We start from the raw sequence: 16,978 nt of genomic DNA on the forward strand, positions 1-16,978 counted from the left end.
GACTCGAAAACCTGCTCGAATACGCACTCGATCTTTCTCCGAATGCGGCCAGCACGGAGCCTCCTGGAGTCCCCGTGGGCGGCGATCTGACCTACACCTACCGCCGCGCCCGCAGCGATGTCTTCTACCTCGTCGAAGCCTCCACCGATCTCATCAACTGGAGTCCAGCAGGCGTGACTCAAGGCACACCGCTGCCAGACGGCACCACCACAGCCAGCATTCCGCTGAGCAGCGGTGCGCAGTTTCTGCGACTGAAGGTCATGCGCTAACCCCGTCGCATCTATCTACAACACGCATCCGGGTCGAAGTCGAAATCATCTCGTGGCTAAGTGAAAGTCTGCTGAGATCGAAATCACACGAGTCGTGCAAAGCCGACCGTGGGAGCCTCTACGCTGGTGAGGTCTGCTGTGGCGATCTCGGTGAGCGATTCGTCGAGCGCGGAGAGCATGCTGGCGATGTGGGAGTCCCTGTGCGACCAGGTCACGTAGAGCTGGCTAGACATCAAAAAGCCACGCTGGAGCATCTGGCGGATCATGAGCACTTTCGCCGCTGGGTGAGCAAAGCTGAGGGATGGAGCACTGGGCATGCCGCCGATTTTGAGAGGCACGTCAGGATGGCGGGCAGCGAGCTCACGCAGGCCGGACTGGAGGCGCTCTCCGAGGCCCCAGACATGCTGCTGCACGCCCTCACGCTGCATTTTGCGGATGCAGGCGAGCGATGCGGCGGTGCCGACGCCATCTGTCCAGTAGCTACTGCTGATGAAGCTGCTGTTCGCGGCGTCCATGATGGCGCTTTTTCCCACGATGGCTCCTGCGGGGTAGCCGTTGCTCATGGCTTTGGCATACACGGCGACGTCGGGCTCGATCCCGAGCACGGGCGCGGCCCCAGGGAAGCCGAAACGCCATCCGCTGGTCACTTCATCGAGCACAAAGACGGCCCCGGCGCTGTGCGTGGCAGCGATTACGTTTTGCAGGAAGCCACCCTGCGGCATTTCACTGCGCATCGGCTCCATGACGACGGCGGCGAGCCTGCCACTGAGTTTTTCCAGGGCGGTGTGGAAGGATGCGGCATCGTTGTAGCGAAAGGGCACGGCCGTGCCTGCTAGCTCACGCGGGACACCGAGCGGCTGTAATCCAGGAAGCAGATGGCCATCGAGTGCGGCATCATCGCTGAGATTTGCAGCGAGGTACCAGTCACTCCAGCCGTGATAGCCGCAGAAAGCGATGCCGCTTTTCCCCGTGGCCGCACGGGCAATCCGCACGGCCAGCGAGAGTGCCTCACCGCCGCCGCGTGCATAGCGCACCTTACCCGCCCAGGGATGCAGATGCAGGAGCTCCTCGGCGAGGGACACCTCATCTGGTGAGGCCAGCGTGGCATAGCTGCCGAGATTCACGCGGCGCTTCACGGCGGCATTCACTTCATCATCGGCGTGGCCCAGGAGGATCGCTCCCACACCGCCGGTGAAGTCGGTGTAGCGTCTCCCATCGAGATCCCAGATGCTGGCACCTTTTGCCCGGCTGAAATACGAGGGCCAGGTCTGCGGATCGAAAAGATGCGCCCGCTTTGAGAGCAAACCGGTGCCGCAGGAGATTTTCGATTTGGCCTCCTCCCAGAGCGCAGGGCCGCTGGCGGTGGTTTTTTGGCCATGGACGAGGCGTAGGGCATTCTCGCGGAAGATATCGTCCAAATCACCCGCAGTCATGCCGGTGTCCTCGCAGGCCTCACGCAGGCAGAGCAGCGACTCGATGCCGATGGTCGTGTATTGGCCAAAGATGGTGAGTTTTTCTGCGGCGATGTCTGGATGTATCCACGTGAAGCCATCGCCCTGCGTGACGCAGGAGCCGCGTAGCTCGCTGACCATGTAATCACTGCCCCAGAGCACGCGGCGCGGCCCCAGGATCTCCAGCGCCGCGCGGAAGGCACCGGCTTGCGTGACGGCAGAGGTATCCACGACCACATTTTCCAGATCGATGAGGTGGCGCAGGCCCTCCCGTGCGTGGCGGTAGTTGAAGGAGCGTGCGACATGTGCCAGCACGAGCTGGCAGCGCGGATAGCGGCGGCAGAGGCGCTGGATGGACTGCACATTGCGCGGGTCCGTGATGCCATCTGCGAGCATGATGTGCAGCACCATGATGCCGCCGTGGTCATGGCACAGCTCCCACATCCACTCTGGGGCAAAGGATTCGATCGGCGCCTCTCGTGTGTCAGGGACATCGGCATAGAGGCGATAGGGCTTGATGCCGACGAAGACACCACTGCTAATGAGGCGGCGCACCTCTGCCGGATCATCGCTAGGCGCTGCCAGCACCAGCGCACGCGAGTGGCCCTGCGCATCGATCTGGGACTGCACCCAAGCATTTTCACCAGCGCGATCATTGTCAGCACTGGGATAGCCAAAGAAAAGGCCATCCACCTCGCGACCCGGCATCCAGAGCTGCATCGCGGCATGAAAATCACGGATGCCATAGCCGCGATCAGGATCGAGGAACTCCGGCCTCTTCCCCGGAGCGAAATGCCGTGAGTGAAAAAGGTGTGCATGCACATCAAAGACCCTCTGTGGCACGAAGCCATCCAGCGCACGGTGGAGAAGCTTCTGGTCGGTGGCGTTGAGTTCAGTGACGAGATGGAGCGGCATAGCACGAGGGGATTTTTGCTGGCAGGGAACAAATCACTGATAAAACGCCAAATCTGACGCAAATCAGAAGAGAAATCCAGCATTCCACTCCTGCCTCATGGGCCGTTCGAATACCCGCCAAGAGGAATGGCTCATGGGACATGGGCGCGAGTGAATTTGACTCCGTGGACGAATCAACGTGAGCGGTGGAGATAAAAAAGTTGCCCGCCTGTGCAGGTGCATGGCAAAATGGATGCGCCATGAAACATCTCTACACGATCTTTCTCACGCTCCTGAATATCTTGTTAATCGCAGCGGTGTGGAAACAGCAGCAGCATCTAGCGGTGTTGGAGAAAAGGGTCAGTGAACGACCTGCCCCAGTCGTCTCGACGCCAGCCCAGCAAGAAACCCCGCTGGTCAATCCACTGGTCAATGATGTGGAAAAGCTAAAAAGCGAGGTGCTTCGCCTGAACCAAGCGCTGGCGGAGGCAACTCGGCCCAAAATCATCCCACTGAGGCAATAAGCGTTCTGATAAAAGAATGCAGCGTGGTCCGGCTGTGGAAGAGCCGGACATTTCCCGATTTCATGTGCAACGCCGAGTAATGAGCATCCAGGATAAGTTTGATAGGGTGCTTGGATTTGGAGTCTTTGGCAGCTAGGCGTGATGCCCCGCCAACACTTTTCTGGTGCAGCAAGACCTCTATGCCGGCGACAACACATCAGCCGCAACAGCGCTAACCTGGCTGTTAATTGAGATAGTCCTATCCAGAGGTGCTCTTCATGGTCGGCATGGCTTCTTTTTTCGGGCGAAAATGCACAAAGTGCACTCCAGCTTCCTGCCCGAAAAAGAACTCCCCTTCGTGGCTTAGGCCGAGCAGTTTGCTGCCGACCGGATAATTCTGCCAGAGCTGCGGTGATGGGTGCGTCACCAGAATCTCCGCATCATCGACATTCAAAACCAAACGGTGTCCGCCAAAAACTTTCTCCTGGCGGACGACTTGGCCTGTCACTCCGCGGCCATTCAAATAACATGCAGATCTGCGGCGAACGGTATCCTGTATTTGCTGGTAAAGGAGTCCATCACACAGGAATAGAATCAAGCCCGCGAGCGCCAGCCACACGCGAAAACGCGAACGAAAGGCAGCCGCGATGATCAATACCACCGCTGCTGCGAGCATGAGAATCGCCAGGCCTTTTATGGGCTGCAATCCTTCATGCAGAGTCATGGTCAGCGTTTCCAGCTTGCGCGGCGGCTCGCTGAGAATGCCTACGAAACGGAAATAGAGCGAGTTTTGCATAAAACAGTGGAGATGACTTAATGGGAGCACGACAATGTCATTTATGTTCGACCGTGTTCAAGTCTCCACTCTTCCGCCACGTTCTCTACATGACAATCGCCTTCTCCTCTCACGACTAGGGATGGGGCTGCGAGGTTACCGCTTTTTCGGCGGTTTATTCACGTTCGGCGGATTACTCCTGACCGGGTTGGCCGTGGCTTTGGGCACGGTGCCTTTTGCCTTCCTTGGACTAGCGACGGCGGTTGTCATTGGTGGTCTGTTTTTGAAGAAGGCATCTTCGGAGAAAAAGCATCGCCAGAGCTGCCTCTCCCTTGGCCGAGCAATCGTGGGACGGGTCACCGGCCATAGCCGTGCCTTCAATCCTTTTTCCAGTCGCGGACTCTACACGATCCAAATCCAGACCGACTCACCCGCTGCTCAGCACACAGCCAAACATACGTCAAAGAATCTTACGGAGGCTTTCCCAGTCGGCTGCACCGTGTTGGGTTTCGAACTTGATGGCCGCCTCATCTGGGGGCCGGAGATTGGCGTCATTTTCGAGCTCGTCCCGCCCCCACTGCCGTAGCGCTGCGGTCCTTACCGAAAAATAGCCAAGATGGAAGCTCGAGTCCATGTGGACGAGCTACTCAGCCATCAAGAAGGCTAACAGGTCGCGGAGCTCGCTGGGGGTCAGGGTTAGCACCAGGCCAGGCGGCATCAGTGAGGTGCGGAGTTCGGTGCGCTTCACGATGTCCGTTTCGGGGAAGGATTTTTCTTTACCGGTGAGGTCGCGGAAGACTTCGCTGCTGGAGGAGCGCAGCAGGATGCCGGTGAAGGTGGTGCCGTCCTTGAGCTCGACGACGGATGGATAAAACTGCGGCGCTACTTCGCGGTGGGGCTCTAGGATGGAGCGCAGGATCGCAGCGCGATCTCCCTGCTGGGCTATGAGTGATAGATCTGGTCCCACGACGTTCCCACGTCCGCTGTGACGATGACAGGATGAGCAAAGTGCGACTTTGCTATTGAAGAAGATGCGGCGGCCAGTTTCGGCATCGCCGGGGCCTTCTAGGAGCTTGAGCCAGGCGGTGGTGTCATCGAGCGCGGGCCTATCGGTGGCGAGTTCACGCGGGAGGGCACGCTGCGCTTCGTCGCGGATGGTGGAGTTGTCGCTTTGGGCGAGTTTTTGCAGCAGCGCGGTGTCATCGGTGCCGAGGATGGCTTCGGCTCGCAGGTTGGGTCGGTATTTTTCATCCGCTGCGATTTCTGCACTCGCTCGCCGTGCGGCGAGGGTGCGCACGGCTTCGAGCTGGAGGACGTCGTCGTCGCTATTGGCAAACTGGCGCAGCAGATCGAACGTGAGGGCTTTGTGCGTGGGTGGTGCGAGACGCAGGGCGTAGCCTTTGATGCGGGCGGGTGTTTTCGGATCGGTGATGCGCTCGATGAGCACCTCTGGATGGGTGACCCCAGCGGCGGGTTCGCCACGCAGGGTGTTCCAGGTGGCTAGCGCGGCTTCAAAGAGGCGGTAGTCGAGCTTCGGGTCACTCAGCATGGCTTCGACTTGAGGCTGAAAGTTTTTCAGCACCGCATCTGCGATCCAGCGGAGGCACTCGAAACGCATCTCTGCATCTGCATCGTCCCAAAAGGCACGCACCCACTGCTCATCCTGCAAATCGGCCCGGCGCATGGCGACGAATGCCCACACGCGGTCGGCTGGCGTCATGCTGCGGATGCTCTGGGGGCTCAGTTTGGCCCGTGAGAGGGCAGTGAGGGCTGCGTCGGAGAGGTATTTGTCGCTTCCACGGGCCAGTTTGAGCAGCTCGGCTATTTCGGGCACTTCGCGGCCTGCGCGTAATTTTCTCGCCAAAGCCGCCTCCGGCGTTTCAGGCTGCTTTTCGGTGATCCAAGGCTGTTTTTCGATTTCTAGCTTCCAGAGCCTGCCACGGCCATGGATCGGGTAGGAGCTAAAAACCCAGTCCGTCATGTAAAAGGCTCCATCGGGCCCCTGAGCCATGCAGACAGGCCGGAAGTAGTCGCTACCACGCACGAGCGGCACACGCTCGGAGGTGTAGCCTGCGCCTTTGCTGTGAAGCGGGAAGTAGTCGATGCTGTGATCACTCCAACTGGGGATGAGAACGCCGCCACCGAGCTCGACGACGGCGCATGGGCCTTCACCACAGGGATGCACCATGCCCAGGGTGCCGCGCAGCTCACCATTCCACGCGACAAATGGATGCACGGGCGCACTGCCATACACCCACTGGAATCCGTAGTCTGCGCCTTCGACGATGTGCAGCAAGCGGCACGGTGGACGGCTGCCGGGATCGTTTTCTGCTGCGAAGATTTCTCCATCGCTGCGCACGAGGAGTCCAAAGGGATTCCAGAAGCCGCGGGCGATGCGGCGTAGTTTTTTGCCGTCTGCCGTGCAGCGGAAGACGCCGCCTTCGCCGCGTCCGCTGACCTGGGAGCCATCTGCGCCTGTGAGGGTCCAGTCTTTGCCAAAATTCTCGCCCAGTGAGCAAACCAAGTCGCCATCTGGGTGCCAGGCCATGCCACTGAGTCCATTGTGCGGGTAATCCGCCACGGTATCGAGTGAGGCGAGGACTTCCTCCGTATCACCAGTGCCATCTCCATCGCTGTCCTTCACACGCAGCAGGCGATCTCGCTCGGCGAGGTAGATCCATCCATCCGGGCCGCACTCCACATGCATGGTCGCCTGTGTTTTGGAGTAAAACACACGCCTGTTTTTGCCATCCGAGTCGAAGACCAGGATCTCATCATTCTCTGGGCCTGTATAGCCCTGCGGGCGAAAGTGTGTGTGACAGGCCGCGAGCCAGATGCGGCCCTTTTCATCGACATCGATGCCGGTGGGAGTGACCAGTGCGGGGTGCTCGGCGAGTAGCGTGAGCTTCACACCGGGCTGCAAGGTCTCGATCTGCGGCGGTAAGTCGGTGGGAACATCCGGTGCCTTTGGAGCTGGGCCCGACTGAGCGAGCAGCGGGAGCAAAGACGACGGAGCGATGAGTAACGACGATGCGATGATGCAGCGGCAGAGTGCAGAGGTCATGTTAGATGTGGGAGATTCAAGATGAAAGAGCTCCGGCCTTCTCTATGCCAGCAGCTCATCCACCACCTTTGCGCCCTGATTGTCCGTGAGGCTCGCGGCGAGGCCGTTGCGCTTGTAGGTGAGCTTGGTGTGATCGAGGCCAAAGGCATGCAGCAGCGTGGCGTGGTAGTCGTAGTGTTTGACTTCATTGATGACGGCTTTGTGGCCGAAGTCATCTGTCTCGCCGTAGGTGAAGCCTTTTTTGAAGCCGCCACCTGCTAGCCACATGCTGAAGCCGTAGGTGTTGTGGTCACGGCCCCATTTTTCGTAACCGGCATCGTTTTGCAGCACAGGCAGGCGGCCCATCTCTCCGCCCCAGTGCACGACGGTGGTATCCAGCAGGCCGCGCTGCTTCAGATCCGTGAGGAGTGCTGCGCTGGGCTGGTCCATGCCGGCGCAGAGCTTGGGTAATGAGGTGACGAGGGCACTGTGCTGATCCCAGCTCTGGCCCGGATTCAGCACCTGCACGTAGCGCACGCCGCGCTCGATGAGCCGCCGTGCGATGAGGCAGCGTGTGCCGTAGTTTTTGGTGATGGGATTGTCGATGCCGTAGAGCCGCTGGATGTGCGCAGGCTCGAGGGAGATGTCTAGCGCCTCCTTCGCAGCGGTCTGCATGTGCGCTGCGAGTTCGTAGCTGGAGATGCGTGCCTGGAGATCGAGCTCGCCGGGGTGCTGCGCGAGGTGATCCTCATTAAAGGCCTTTAAGAGATGCATCTGCCGCTCCTGCGCGGCTCCAGCGAGAGATGGTGGAGGATCGAGATTCAGAATGCGTGGCTCGGCAGCACGCACGACGGTGCTTTGGAAAAGCGATGGCAGCCAGCCGTTGCCAAAATGATCCATGGGAAAGATCGGTAGCCCAGCGGGGTCGATGAGCGACATGTAAGCGGGCAGCTCATCCGTCTCGCTGCCGAGTCCGTAGGTGATCCAGGAGCCCAGTGTGGGCCGCCCTGCGATGCCGCGCCCAGCATTCATCGCGTAGAGGCCCTGGGCATGATTGCTGACGCCACTGGTCATGGAGCGAATGAGTGTGATCTCATCGACGACCTTTGCCAGATTCGGTAGCAGCTCACTGATCTCCATGCCGCATTCGCCGTGCTTGGCGAACTTCCACGGCGAGCCGAAGCACTTTGAGGAGGCCTGAGCGAGATTGTCATACTTCACTTCGCCGGGGAATTTTTGGCCGTGATACTTGGTCAGCATCGGCTTCGGGTCGTAGAGGTCCATCTGCGATGGTCCACCCATCATGAAGAGGGAGATCATCGCCTTTGCCCGTGGCTGGAAGTGCGGCTTCTTCGGGGTGAGATCGTAGCGCAGCTCTCCAAAGCTCTCTGGTTTCACCGGTGCGGCGAGTAGCCCATCTTTCTGAAGCAGAGATGCCAGCGCCAGCGACCCGAGGCCGAAGCTATTCGAGTGCAGGAAATGGCGGCGTGAGCTGAGACGTGACATAAGCATCTAAAGATACGCTGCATGTCGTGCAGTCCTCGCAGCAGGCTGCCTGTGATCTCACTCTAAAACTCCATCCGAGTGGTCTTGCCGGTGCTTTTCGACTTTAGCTCGATCCAGTCGAGCTCGATGCCTTTCTCCTGCATCGGCAAATAAAGCCGCACGATGCCTAGTGGCCCCGTGGCGGGCAGAGTGATGCTGATTTCCTCCCAGTCACCGCCTGCGAGGCTGAAGTCCACACGCTGCGCCTTGCTCTCCACGCCGCCGGATAACCAATCGAAGTGCGATGCGCCCGCCGCTGCTCGGATGCGGAATTTCACCGTACTCACACCGCTGTGCTGACCTGCGGCGAGCCCGAGGAAGCAGGCGTCCCCGATGCGGCTGATCTTCAGGATGCCATCCTGCACGCGTGCCGTGCAGTCGCGTGCCTTCCATCCTTGTAGTGCGGGATCGGCTGCATCGTTGGCTTTGCTTTTCGATTTGGCTTTGCTGCCAGATTTCGCCTTGGGCTGCTGGATGCCCTCTAGCTCGGGTCGGTACTTTGCTGGTTCAAAGCTCGGATTCGGCACGGGCACCACGGCATGCGTGTCTGTGAGGAATTTTTCGATCAAGGCATCCAGCTCAGCCACCAGCGCGGGCTTTTGTGCGGCGAGATCGGTTTTCTCACTCAGATCATCTTTCACATGAAACAGCAGATGCCGATGAGCACCCTTCTCTCCGCCGTGGAAGATGCGGATGAGCTTCCACTCATCGCGATGCACGGACACCGCAGGCGGCAGCCAGTCCGGCACACCAGGAGCATGCGGGAAGTATTGAAACACGGCCTTTCCGGCCAGCGCATCGCCTTTCAGAGCAGGTAGGATACTCGCGCCATCAAAGCGCTGCCCTACAGCGGCAGTCAGGCCTAGCCCATCCATGAGCGTGGGGTAATAATCCTCGCTCTGAATGATCGCATCGCTGTGACTGCCCGCCGCAGCGATGCCTGGCCACACGATCACGCCGGGCACCCGCGTGCCGCCTTCAAACAGCGTCGCTTTGCCACCGCGCAGCGGGCGATTGCTCGTCGGAGTGGTGTCATCGACGCGGTCATACATGTTCCCGCCATTGTCCGAGGTGAAGATGATGATCGTGTCCTCCGTTAGCTTCAGCCGATCCAGCGTATCCAGCAGTGTGCCGATGGCATCATCCATGCTCTGGATCATCGCGGCATAGGTCGGGCTGCGCTGTGCATCCTGCGCATCGACACGCGTGCGATGCTTTTCGATGTTCGCCTTCTTGGCATCAAAAGGCGCATGCACGCTGAACATCCAGTAGTTCATGTAAAAAGGCCGCTCGCGATGCTGCTCCATCCATGCAGTGGCCTCCTGGGCCATGCGGTCCTCGATGTGCTCACCGGGGCTTTTTTCTTTCATGTGGGCGAACTTCCACGGCGCGACAAAGCTGCCCGCAGGCCCTGGCCCTGGATGATGTGGCAGATCGAGATCAAATCCCTGCTGAAGTGGCGAATACGGCTCTGGCCCCAGGTGCCATTTCCCAAAATGGGCCGTCGCGTAGCCCGCATCCTTCAGAGTCTCGGCCAGCGTGCGGTATTCGGTCTTCAGCCGCGTCGCTGGATCGGGCGAGATGGCTTTTTGATCTGGCGGAGCCTTTTTACCCGGCGTCGCCTGCAAAACGACCTGCGGCATGTGGCAGTTTGGGATGGTGATGCCCGTGCGAGCTGGGCTCTGCCCCGTCAGCAGCGCAGACCGTGTGGGTGAGCACAGCGGACTGGCCGAATAGGCCCGTGAAAACGTCATCCCACGTGCCGCGAGCCGCTGCACATTCGGCGTCTGATAAAACGCCGTCTTTCCATACAGCGAGGTGTCACTCCAGCCGAGATCATCGGCGAGAATCACGATCACATTCGGCTGCCGAGCTGCGAAAACTTGGATGCAGCATAAACCAAACATCAAAGCAGCGCTCAGCTTCTTCATGGCATGGCCTCCACTCCGCTTGCGATCACCGTATCTGGTTTGTCGCGACCCATTTTGATCGTGTATTTGCCCGGCGCATACACACGCGGCTTGAAGCTGCCGCCTTGGACTCGCACGGTGTATAAAATCTCGCCCGTGGCCTCCGCGATGACTTGTACGACGGGATTGCTCACACCTTCAAATAGCTGCGCAGGCAGGTGCCCATGAACCTTGCGACCATCGTTGGCGTCTTGATCAATCGTGATCGGCCAGCCGGGGAATTGCGCCTTGTCGCCATCGGCGACTTTGGAGAAGCGTGGCCAGCACTCAAAGGTGATCTTCCGCGTTGTTTTGTCGAAGCGGATGAGGCCGTAGCCATCGGCACGCTTTTTCTCATCCTGGATGTCTTCCGGATTCGCGTAGGCCAGCATGGCGATGCGGTTGCCGAGGCCGTCTTTGAAGTCGCCCGTCCACGGCAGCGGGCTCGCGGGCACGGGATTCGGGCCGGGCTTTTCGTCGAGCGGATGCCACCAGCGGCCGTAGATCGTGTTCACCAGCGCCGGGCTGGTGAAACCGTACGGTCCATCGCCGAACTCGTCGATGCCATGCTTCACGACGACCGCGAGATGCTGATCACCGCAAAGATGCGGAGCCCACGCTCGGCGAATCTCACGCAACGCTCGATTTCGACCCGCTTGCGGCCAGCCATTGCAATCGAGGTCGGCGAGCAGGCGCTGATCGCGACCGCCATGCATGTGAACGGCCCCGCAGAAAGCCGTGGCGGACAAAACGCACTTCATCACCGCGCCGCCGCTGTAATCCTGGCCCCACTCGTGGAGGAATTTTTCCTGTCGTTTGCCCAAAAGCTCCAAACCGGGCAAATCGATGGTTTTCGGGTCATACGACGGATCGTTGATGTGATCGGGACGCGGCCCCATCTGCGGAATTTTGCCCGCAGGACCGCTTTTGAACTTCCGGTCTTCGAGAATCGCGAAGTCGATGCCGCCGACCGTCATGCGCGTGAAATAGACCCCGACATCGCGGTTCACCGGTTTCGGATCGTAACCATCCGGTAGATGCCAGCACTGCTGGCGCTGCACCTGGTTCACATAAGCCACCGGATAGCGAAAACCGCCGTCCGCATCGCCGCTGATGGTCGATTGCTTGCCGTCCTCGCCCCACAGATTGCCGTGGCCCACGTCGTGATCATCGGGAATGCACACCGTGGGCCTGTCACGGATGATGTCGCGGAATTGCAGGCCGAACTCGATCCATCCAGCCGTGTGCTCGGTGTGTCGATACGTTTGATCACCGCCGAAAAACAGCACGTCCGGGTCCTGCGCCCGCAGATTGTCGATGATCTCCGTGCGCGGGCCGATGGTGCGGCTGGAGTTGCAGCTCATGTTCGCGATCACGATTTCGTTTTTCTCCACCGGATCGCGGCGGATGAGGCCTTCAAACATCGCCTTCTCGCCATGGCGCACGCGGTAGGCCACGTTCTTCGAGCCATCCCAGCCTTCGACGCGGAAATGCGCATCCCAGCCCGGATAATGCACCTCGCCCTTCGCGACCTCTTTCCATGTGCCATCATCCTGTTTGAGCTCCAGCCTCGCCACACGCTCCTCGCCCGGCTTCAGCGGGAAAAGCTGCGCACTCATCTTCAGCACGCCGTTTTGATGCGTGTAATAGGCAAAGCACACCACCTCATCACGCGGCACATCCATGGAAGGCGGCGGCGTGGCACCACCGCCTTTGCCCTTTGCCTTCTTTTTCTCATTCTTCACCGCTGCGGCAGCATTTTTCGTCCACCACTCACCTGTCGTCAGCGACTCGAGATTCGGAAACTCCGCGCCAAAGGGCTGCGGATTGTCAGTGGCGCTCGCGGAGCCGCGCACAAAGAGAAACGGAGCGATCTTGAGAAGGAGTCGGCGGGTGAAGGTCATGGTCGGTGGGTGCAACGCCCCCGACTCCGCGAAAATATCAGGATTATCCATAGCGGATGCCTGCACCCTGCATCTCCGCCCGCGTAAGATGCTGCGATGCTACTCCGCCTGCTTTTTCCATTCGCCCTGACCACCGCCGCTCTCGCGGAGCCGGTGAGCTTCAGTCGCGAAGTGCTGCCGCTGCTTTCTGACAACTGCCTGAGCTGCCACGGGCAAGATGCCGGCCATCGCAAAGCCGATCTCCGTCTCGATACTCAAGAAGGTACCCGCGAGGTGCTGAAGTCCGGCGAATTCATCAACCGCATCCTCACCGACGATCCCGATGAGGTGATGCCACCGCCGAAGTCTCACAAACCAAAGCTCAAAGCCGAGCATGCCGCCCTTTTGCAGCGCTGGATCAAAGAAGGCGCTGCCTGGGGCAAACACTGGTCCTTCGAAAAACCCGTCAAAGCCAAGACCGAAGGCCATCCCGTGGATTTCTTCGTGAAAGCACGCCTCGCGAAGGAAGGCCTGAAGCTCTCGCCACGGGCTCCGGAGCATACTTTGAGGCGGAGGCTGGCGTTCGACATCACGGGGTTACCACCGAGTGCTCAGTTCTCAGTGCCCAGTGCTCAGTCTTCAGAAAAACTGAGCACTGAGCACTCAGCACGGAGCACTTGGATTGATAAGCTCCTCGCCTCCCCACACTACGGCGAACGCATGGCGATGTTCTGGCTGGATGCCGGGCGCTACTCCGATACAGATGGCTTCCAATCCGATGCCACACGCACGAACTGGCCTTGGCGGGACTACGTCGTCGAGTCCTTCAATGCGAACAAGCCCTTAGACCAGTTCACTCTGGAACAATTCGCAGGGGATTTGCTTCCCAATGCCACGCCGGAGCAAAAAATCGCCACGTGCTTCCATCGCAATCACATGACGAATGGCGAAGGTGGTCGCGACAAGGAGGAAAGCCGCATCGACTACGTCATCGACCGCGTGAACACGATGGGCACCACCTGGCTCGGGCTCACGCTTGGCTGCACGCAGTGCCATTCGCACAAGTTTGATCCCATCTCGCATCATGATTACTACGCACTCAATGCCTTCTTCAACAGCATCGACGAGGACGGCGCGGCGGGCACGAATGCGAAGCCCTACCTGCCCTACCAATCACCCCACTCCAAGCGAGCCGTCGAGGAATCGCAAAAGCTCGTCGAGGCACGCAAACCCATCGAAGCGAAGGCCAAGGCCGACGCGGAAAAGCCCTTCGCGAAGTGGTTGGAGCAGCAGCAAAAACAGGTGAAGCCGGATCACAGCGCCTGGAAGATCATCTTGGGCTCCGTGGAGTCGCAGGAGGGCACGAAGCTCGCTCAAACGAAGGACGGCATCGTCACCGCCAGCGGCCCGAATCCGAAGCAGGATGACTACCGGCTCATCGCGAGCCCCAAACTGCCACGCCTCACCGGTTTGAAGCTCGAAGTGCTGCCGCAAGGCGGCGTGCTTTCGCGTGGCAAGTCAGGCGAGTTCATCCTCACCGACATCAAGGTGCAGGTGCGCCGCAAAGGCAGCTCGCAGATCCGCGACATTGCCGTCAAAAGCGCTGTGTCCGACACGAAGACCGAAGGCAAGGCCCGCGAGTATGGCGACGTGAAAGGCACGCTCGATGATGATCCGCGCAACGGGTGGACCACGAAGGGGTTTCCCAAAGATCAGCCTCACATCGCGCTTTACGGTCTCGCCGAGCCGCTGGTGCTCGAAAGCGATGAGGAGCTGATTTGCGAGCTGCGACATCGTTCGACGAATGGCGATGCCAACATCGCGAAATTCCGGCTTTCCGCGACGGATCAGGCTGGCCCCGCTGTGCGCGAAATCGGCCCCACGCCGCTCGAAAAGCTCGCGAAGGGCGAAATCGACCGCGTAAAGCTCATGGCGCAGTTTTTGGAGGATCATGAGCCGTATCAACTCGCGAAGGCCTCGCTGGATCGTGCGAATGCGCAGCTCAAGGAAGTGCAGACCGCCGCAGGCAAACTGAACGTCATGGTGCTCGCCGAGCGCAAGGAGCCACGCGACACGCACGTGCTGCTGCGCGGTGTTTGGGACAAAAAAGGCGAGCTGGTGCCGCGTGGCGTGCCTGCGGCCATCGCGCCGTGGCCGGAAGGTCTCGCGAAGGACCGCATTGGCCTCGCCAAGTGGATCACGTCGAAGGACAACCCGCTCACGGCCCGCGTCTTCGTCAATCAAGTGTGGCAGATGCTTTTCGGTGCCGGTTTGGTCCGCACACCAGATGATTTCGGCCTCCAAGGCCAGCGCCCCACGCATCCCGAACTGCTCGACTGGCTCGCCGTCGATTTTATGGAATGCGGCTGGGATGTGAAGCGCCTCATCAAGACCATTGTGACGAGTGAAACGTATCAGCAGAGCTCTGATCGGACCGACCCGTCTGATCCGACCAATCTTCTTTTGTCGAGAGGCCCGCGCTTCCGCCTGCCTGCGTGGATGATCCGCGATGCCGCGCTCGCTTCCTCCGGTTTGCTGAATCCTGCCCCCGGCGGACCACCAGTGCGGCCGCATCAGCCGGAGGGCGTGTGGGAGGAGATTTTCATGGGTCGCTTCACTTACGAGCCGAGCCAGGGCGCGGCGCAGTATCGCCGCACGTTGTATGCCTTCTGGCGTCGCAGCATCGCGCCGACGTTTCTCTTTGATAGCGCACAGCGGCGCGTGTGCGAGGTGGGCATGAATCGAACGAACACGCCGTTGCAGGCCCTGACGCTGCTCAATGACGAAACGATAAAAGAAGCCTCGCAAGCGCTCGCGAAGCGTCTGCTGGCCGCAAAGCCGGAAGAACGGCTCACCAAGCTCTACGAAGCCATTTTGAACCGCGAACCGAAGACGAATGAGCTCGCTGTGCTGCAACGCGAACTCGACCGCGCCTTGAATCATTACCGCCAGCATCCCGAAGACGCCCGCAAACTCCAAACCACACCCGAACTGGCCGCGCACACCCTCGTGGCCACTCTGGTCTTCAACCTCGACGAAGCCATCACGCATGAATAAGCCCACCCGCCGCCATTTTATCGCCACCGCCGTGCTCGCGGCTCCATTCGTGAAAACGTTCGCCAAAACCGCGCCCGAGTTTCACGGCGCGATCATCGGCCATGGCACGCATCGTTATCGCGTGGACAAGCTGTGGAGCCAGGCGGACGCGGCAAAGACGCCGGTGAAGGATTGCCATGAGATGGTGCAGGTGCCGGATGGTCGCTTGTTCCTGCTCACGAATCACAAGCAGAACAATGTGCTCATCTACGACGTGAAGGGCGCTCTGCTCGGCCAGTGGACGCTCGGCATGAGTGGTGCGCACGGATTGACCTTCCACGATGGTCATCTCTACATCTGCGATACGAGCGGGCGCGTATTGAAGGCCACACTCGATGGCCAGATCGTGCTCGAACTGCCTCACGCGGTCAAAGCAGGCATCTACAAGCCGAGCGAGGCCTATGCGCCGACCGAAAGCGCTGTGGCACCGAATGGCGACATCTACGTTGCGGATGGTTACGGCTCGCAATACGTGCTGCGCTTCGACAAGGACGGCAAATTCATCTCCAAGTTCGGCGGCAAGAGCACGCAGCCGACGAATCCGGGCAAGTTCATGCAGGCGCATGGTGTCGCCATCGACTCGCGTGGCGGCGAGCCGCTGCTCGTCGTCACCGAACGCGTCCGCAACGAGTTCAACTGGTTCAAGCTCGATGGCACGCATGTGCGCGGCGTGTATCTGCCCGGTGCCTATGTGAGCCGCCCGGTCATCCACGGCACGAATCTGTATTCCGGCGTCTGCTTTGGCGCGAAACCCAACGACTACCGCATGTGGCAGAGCCGTGGCTTTGTGACCATCCTGGACGCGAACGACAAAGTGATCTCCAACCCCGGCGGTCACGCAACCGAGTATGAAAACGGCAGCCTCAAAGTGCTGCTGCAAGACCAACCGGTTTTCAACAACTGCCACGACGTCTGCGTGGACACGCAGGGCGACCTGTATGTGTGCCAGTGGAACAGCGGAAATGTGTATCCTTACAAACTGCATCGCGAAGCGTGAGGAACGTTCAACATCGAACGTCCAACGCTCAACGTTCAAGTTCAGAACCCAAACCAAACTAACACCACATGCCAACGATGAGGACAACGACTCCAACTCAGAACAAACAGCAAAAGTATGATCTGGAAGAACGGTTGCTGGATTTTGCGGTCGATGTGATCCGCTTTGTGGATCAGATGTTCAAGACGGAGGCGGGGAGGCACGTAAGCGGCCAGCTTTTGCGTTCAGGAACAGCACCCATGGCACATCACGGAGAGGCTCAGGCTGCGGAGTCGAACAAGGATTTCGTTCACAAGATGCGCGTGGCTCACAAAGAACTGCGAGAAACGGTGCGCTGGCTCAAAGTGTCGCAGCGGGTGCCGCTCACGCGTGACCTTGAGGAAAACAAACGTCTGCTTCAGGAGACGGATGAGCTGGTTCGGATTTTCTTCGCCAGCATTCGGACGGCGCAGAGCAAACAGAAGTAACGCCCAACATCGAACCAAGAAACTTCCAACATCGAACTTCCAACGTTCAACTGCCAAACCGCATGCAAACCACGCCCAGCTCCTTCTCAGCTTTGAACGTTGAACG

12 protein-coding genes are annotated in these 16,978 nt (G+C 59.6%); 6 read left to right on the plus strand and 6 right to left on the minus strand.

From position 1 onward, the window contains the following. Window positions 1–74: 74 nt before the first annotated feature. Window positions 75–269: a hypothetical protein gene (locus IPK32_13370; protein MBK8092938.1), complete on the plus strand. Its 195-nt coding sequence runs from the start codon at window positions 75–77 to the stop codon at window positions 267–269. A gap of 83 nt (window positions 270–352) precedes the next feature. On the opposite strand, the gene IPK32_13375 is transcribed toward IPK32_13370, so the two are convergent. Continuing rightward, entirely contained in the window at window positions 353–2,635 is a 2,283-nt protein-coding gene (locus tag IPK32_13375) for an aminotransferase class III-fold pyridoxal phosphate-dependent enzyme (GenBank protein ID MBK8092939.1), read from the minus strand. 239 nt (window positions 2,636–2,874) lie between these two features. On the opposite strand from IPK32_13375, the gene IPK32_13380 reads away from it, so the two are divergent. Further along, window positions 2,875–3,138 (plus strand): hypothetical protein, encoded by a 264-nt coding sequence (locus IPK32_13380; protein MBK8092940.1) that lies wholly within the window; start codon window positions 2,875–2,877, stop codon window positions 3,136–3,138. Between the two features lie 238 nt (window positions 3,139–3,376). Here IPK32_13380 and IPK32_13385 read toward each other — a convergent pair whose 3' ends face one another. Continuing rightward, window positions 3,377–3,913 (minus strand): hypothetical protein, encoded by a 537-nt coding sequence (locus tag IPK32_13385; GenBank protein ID MBK8092941.1) that lies wholly within the window; start codon window positions 3,911–3,913, stop codon window positions 3,377–3,379. A gap of 43 nt (window positions 3,914–3,956) precedes the next feature. On the opposite strand from IPK32_13385, the gene IPK32_13390 reads away from it, so the two are divergent. Next, entirely contained in the window at window positions 3,957–4,478 is a 522-nt protein-coding gene (locus IPK32_13390) for a hypothetical protein (protein MBK8092942.1), read from the plus strand. A gap of 57 nt (window positions 4,479–4,535) precedes the next feature. On the opposite strand, the gene IPK32_13395 is transcribed toward IPK32_13390, so the two are convergent. From IPK32_13395 to IPK32_13410, 4 genes are read right to left on the minus strand one after another with little or no spacing between them, the layout of a single operon-like run. Continuing rightward, window positions 4,536–6,956 (minus strand): c-type cytochrome, encoded by a 2,421-nt coding sequence (locus IPK32_13395; GenBank protein MBK8092943.1) that lies wholly within the window; start codon window positions 6,954–6,956, stop codon window positions 4,536–4,538. A gap of 42 nt (window positions 6,957–6,998) precedes the next feature. Further along, window positions 6,999–8,447: a DUF1501 domain-containing protein gene (locus IPK32_13400; protein MBK8092944.1), complete on the minus strand. Its 1,449-nt coding sequence runs from the start codon at window positions 8,445–8,447 to the stop codon at window positions 6,999–7,001. 56 nt (window positions 8,448–8,503) lie between these two features. Then, the gene (locus tag IPK32_13405) at window positions 8,504–10,411 is read right to left on the minus strand and encodes a sulfatase (GenBank protein MBK8092945.1); all 1,908 of its coding nucleotides are present in this window, start codon (window positions 10,409–10,411) and stop codon (window positions 8,504–8,506) included. Next, complete coding sequence (locus IPK32_13410; GenBank protein ID MBK8092946.1) at window positions 10,408–12,333, minus strand: hypothetical protein; 1,926 nt, start codon at window positions 12,331–12,333, stop codon at window positions 10,408–10,410. The genes IPK32_13405 and IPK32_13410 overlap by 4 nt, the downstream gene beginning before the upstream one ends. A gap of 96 nt (window positions 12,334–12,429) precedes the next feature. On the opposite strand from IPK32_13410, the gene IPK32_13415 reads away from it, so the two are divergent. The 3 genes from IPK32_13415 to IPK32_13425 all read left to right on the plus strand — a co-directional run bounded on the left by IPK32_13415 (window position 12,430) and on the right by IPK32_13425 (window position 16,872). Further along, a complete protein-coding gene (locus IPK32_13415; protein MBK8092947.1) occupies window positions 12,430–15,369 on the plus strand; it encodes a PSD1 domain-containing protein in 2,940 nt (979 codons plus the stop codon). After that, window positions 15,362–16,405 carry a 6-bladed beta-propeller gene (locus IPK32_13420; protein ID MBK8092948.1) on the plus strand — a complete coding sequence of 348 codons (1,044 nt, stop codon included), beginning with the start codon at window positions 15,362–15,364 and terminating at the stop codon, window positions 16,403–16,405. Before IPK32_13415 ends, IPK32_13420 begins: the two co-directional genes overlap by 8 nt. Before the next feature lie 68 nt (window positions 16,406–16,473). Further along, a complete protein-coding gene (locus IPK32_13425; protein ID MBK8092949.1) occupies window positions 16,474–16,872 on the plus strand; it encodes a four helix bundle protein in 399 nt (132 codons plus the stop codon). Window positions 16,873–16,978 lie beyond the last annotated feature (106 nt).

Source organism: Verrucomicrobiaceae bacterium (genome assembly GCA_016713035.1).
In the GTDB taxonomy this organism is placed as follows: Bacteria; Verrucomicrobiota; Verrucomicrobiia; order Verrucomicrobiales; family Verrucomicrobiaceae; genus Prosthecobacter.

Bases quoted from the DNA above. Each gene is read 5' to 3' on its own strand.
- IPK32_13380 (MBK8092940.1), top strand. From the start codon at position 2,875: ATGAAACATCTCTACACGATCTTTCTCACGCTCCTGAATATCTTGTTA.
- IPK32_13400 (MBK8092944.1), bottom strand. From the start codon at position 8,447: ATGCTTATGTCACGTCTCAGCTCACGCCGCCATTTCCTGCACTCGAAT.
- IPK32_13405 (MBK8092945.1), bottom strand. From the start codon at position 10,411: ATGAAGAAGCTGAGCGCTGCTTTGATGTTTGGTTTATGCTGCATCCAA.
- IPK32_13375 (MBK8092939.1), bottom strand. From the start codon at position 2,635: ATGCCGCTCCATCTCGTCACTGAACTCAACGCCACCGACCAGAAGCTT.
- IPK32_13415 (MBK8092947.1), top strand. From the start codon at position 12,430: ATGCTACTCCGCCTGCTTTTTCCATTCGCCCTGACCACCGCCGCTCTC.
- IPK32_13385 (MBK8092941.1), bottom strand. From the start codon at position 3,913: ATGCAAAACTCGCTCTATTTCCGTTTCGTAGGCATTCTCAGCGAGCCG.
- IPK32_13425 (MBK8092949.1), top strand. From the start codon at position 16,474: ATGCCAACGATGAGGACAACGACTCCAACTCAGAACAAACAGCAAAAG.
- IPK32_13410 (MBK8092946.1), bottom strand. From the start codon at position 12,333: ATGACCTTCACCCGCCGACTCCTTCTCAAGATCGCTCCGTTTCTCTTT.
- IPK32_13395 (MBK8092943.1), bottom strand. From the start codon at position 6,956: ATGACCTCTGCACTCTGCCGCTGCATCATCGCATCGTCGTTACTCATC.
- IPK32_13390 (MBK8092942.1), top strand. From the start codon at position 3,957: ATGTTCGACCGTGTTCAAGTCTCCACTCTTCCGCCACGTTCTCTACAT.
- IPK32_13420 (MBK8092948.1), top strand. From the start codon at position 15,362: ATGAATAAGCCCACCCGCCGCCATTTTATCGCCACCGCCGTGCTCGCG.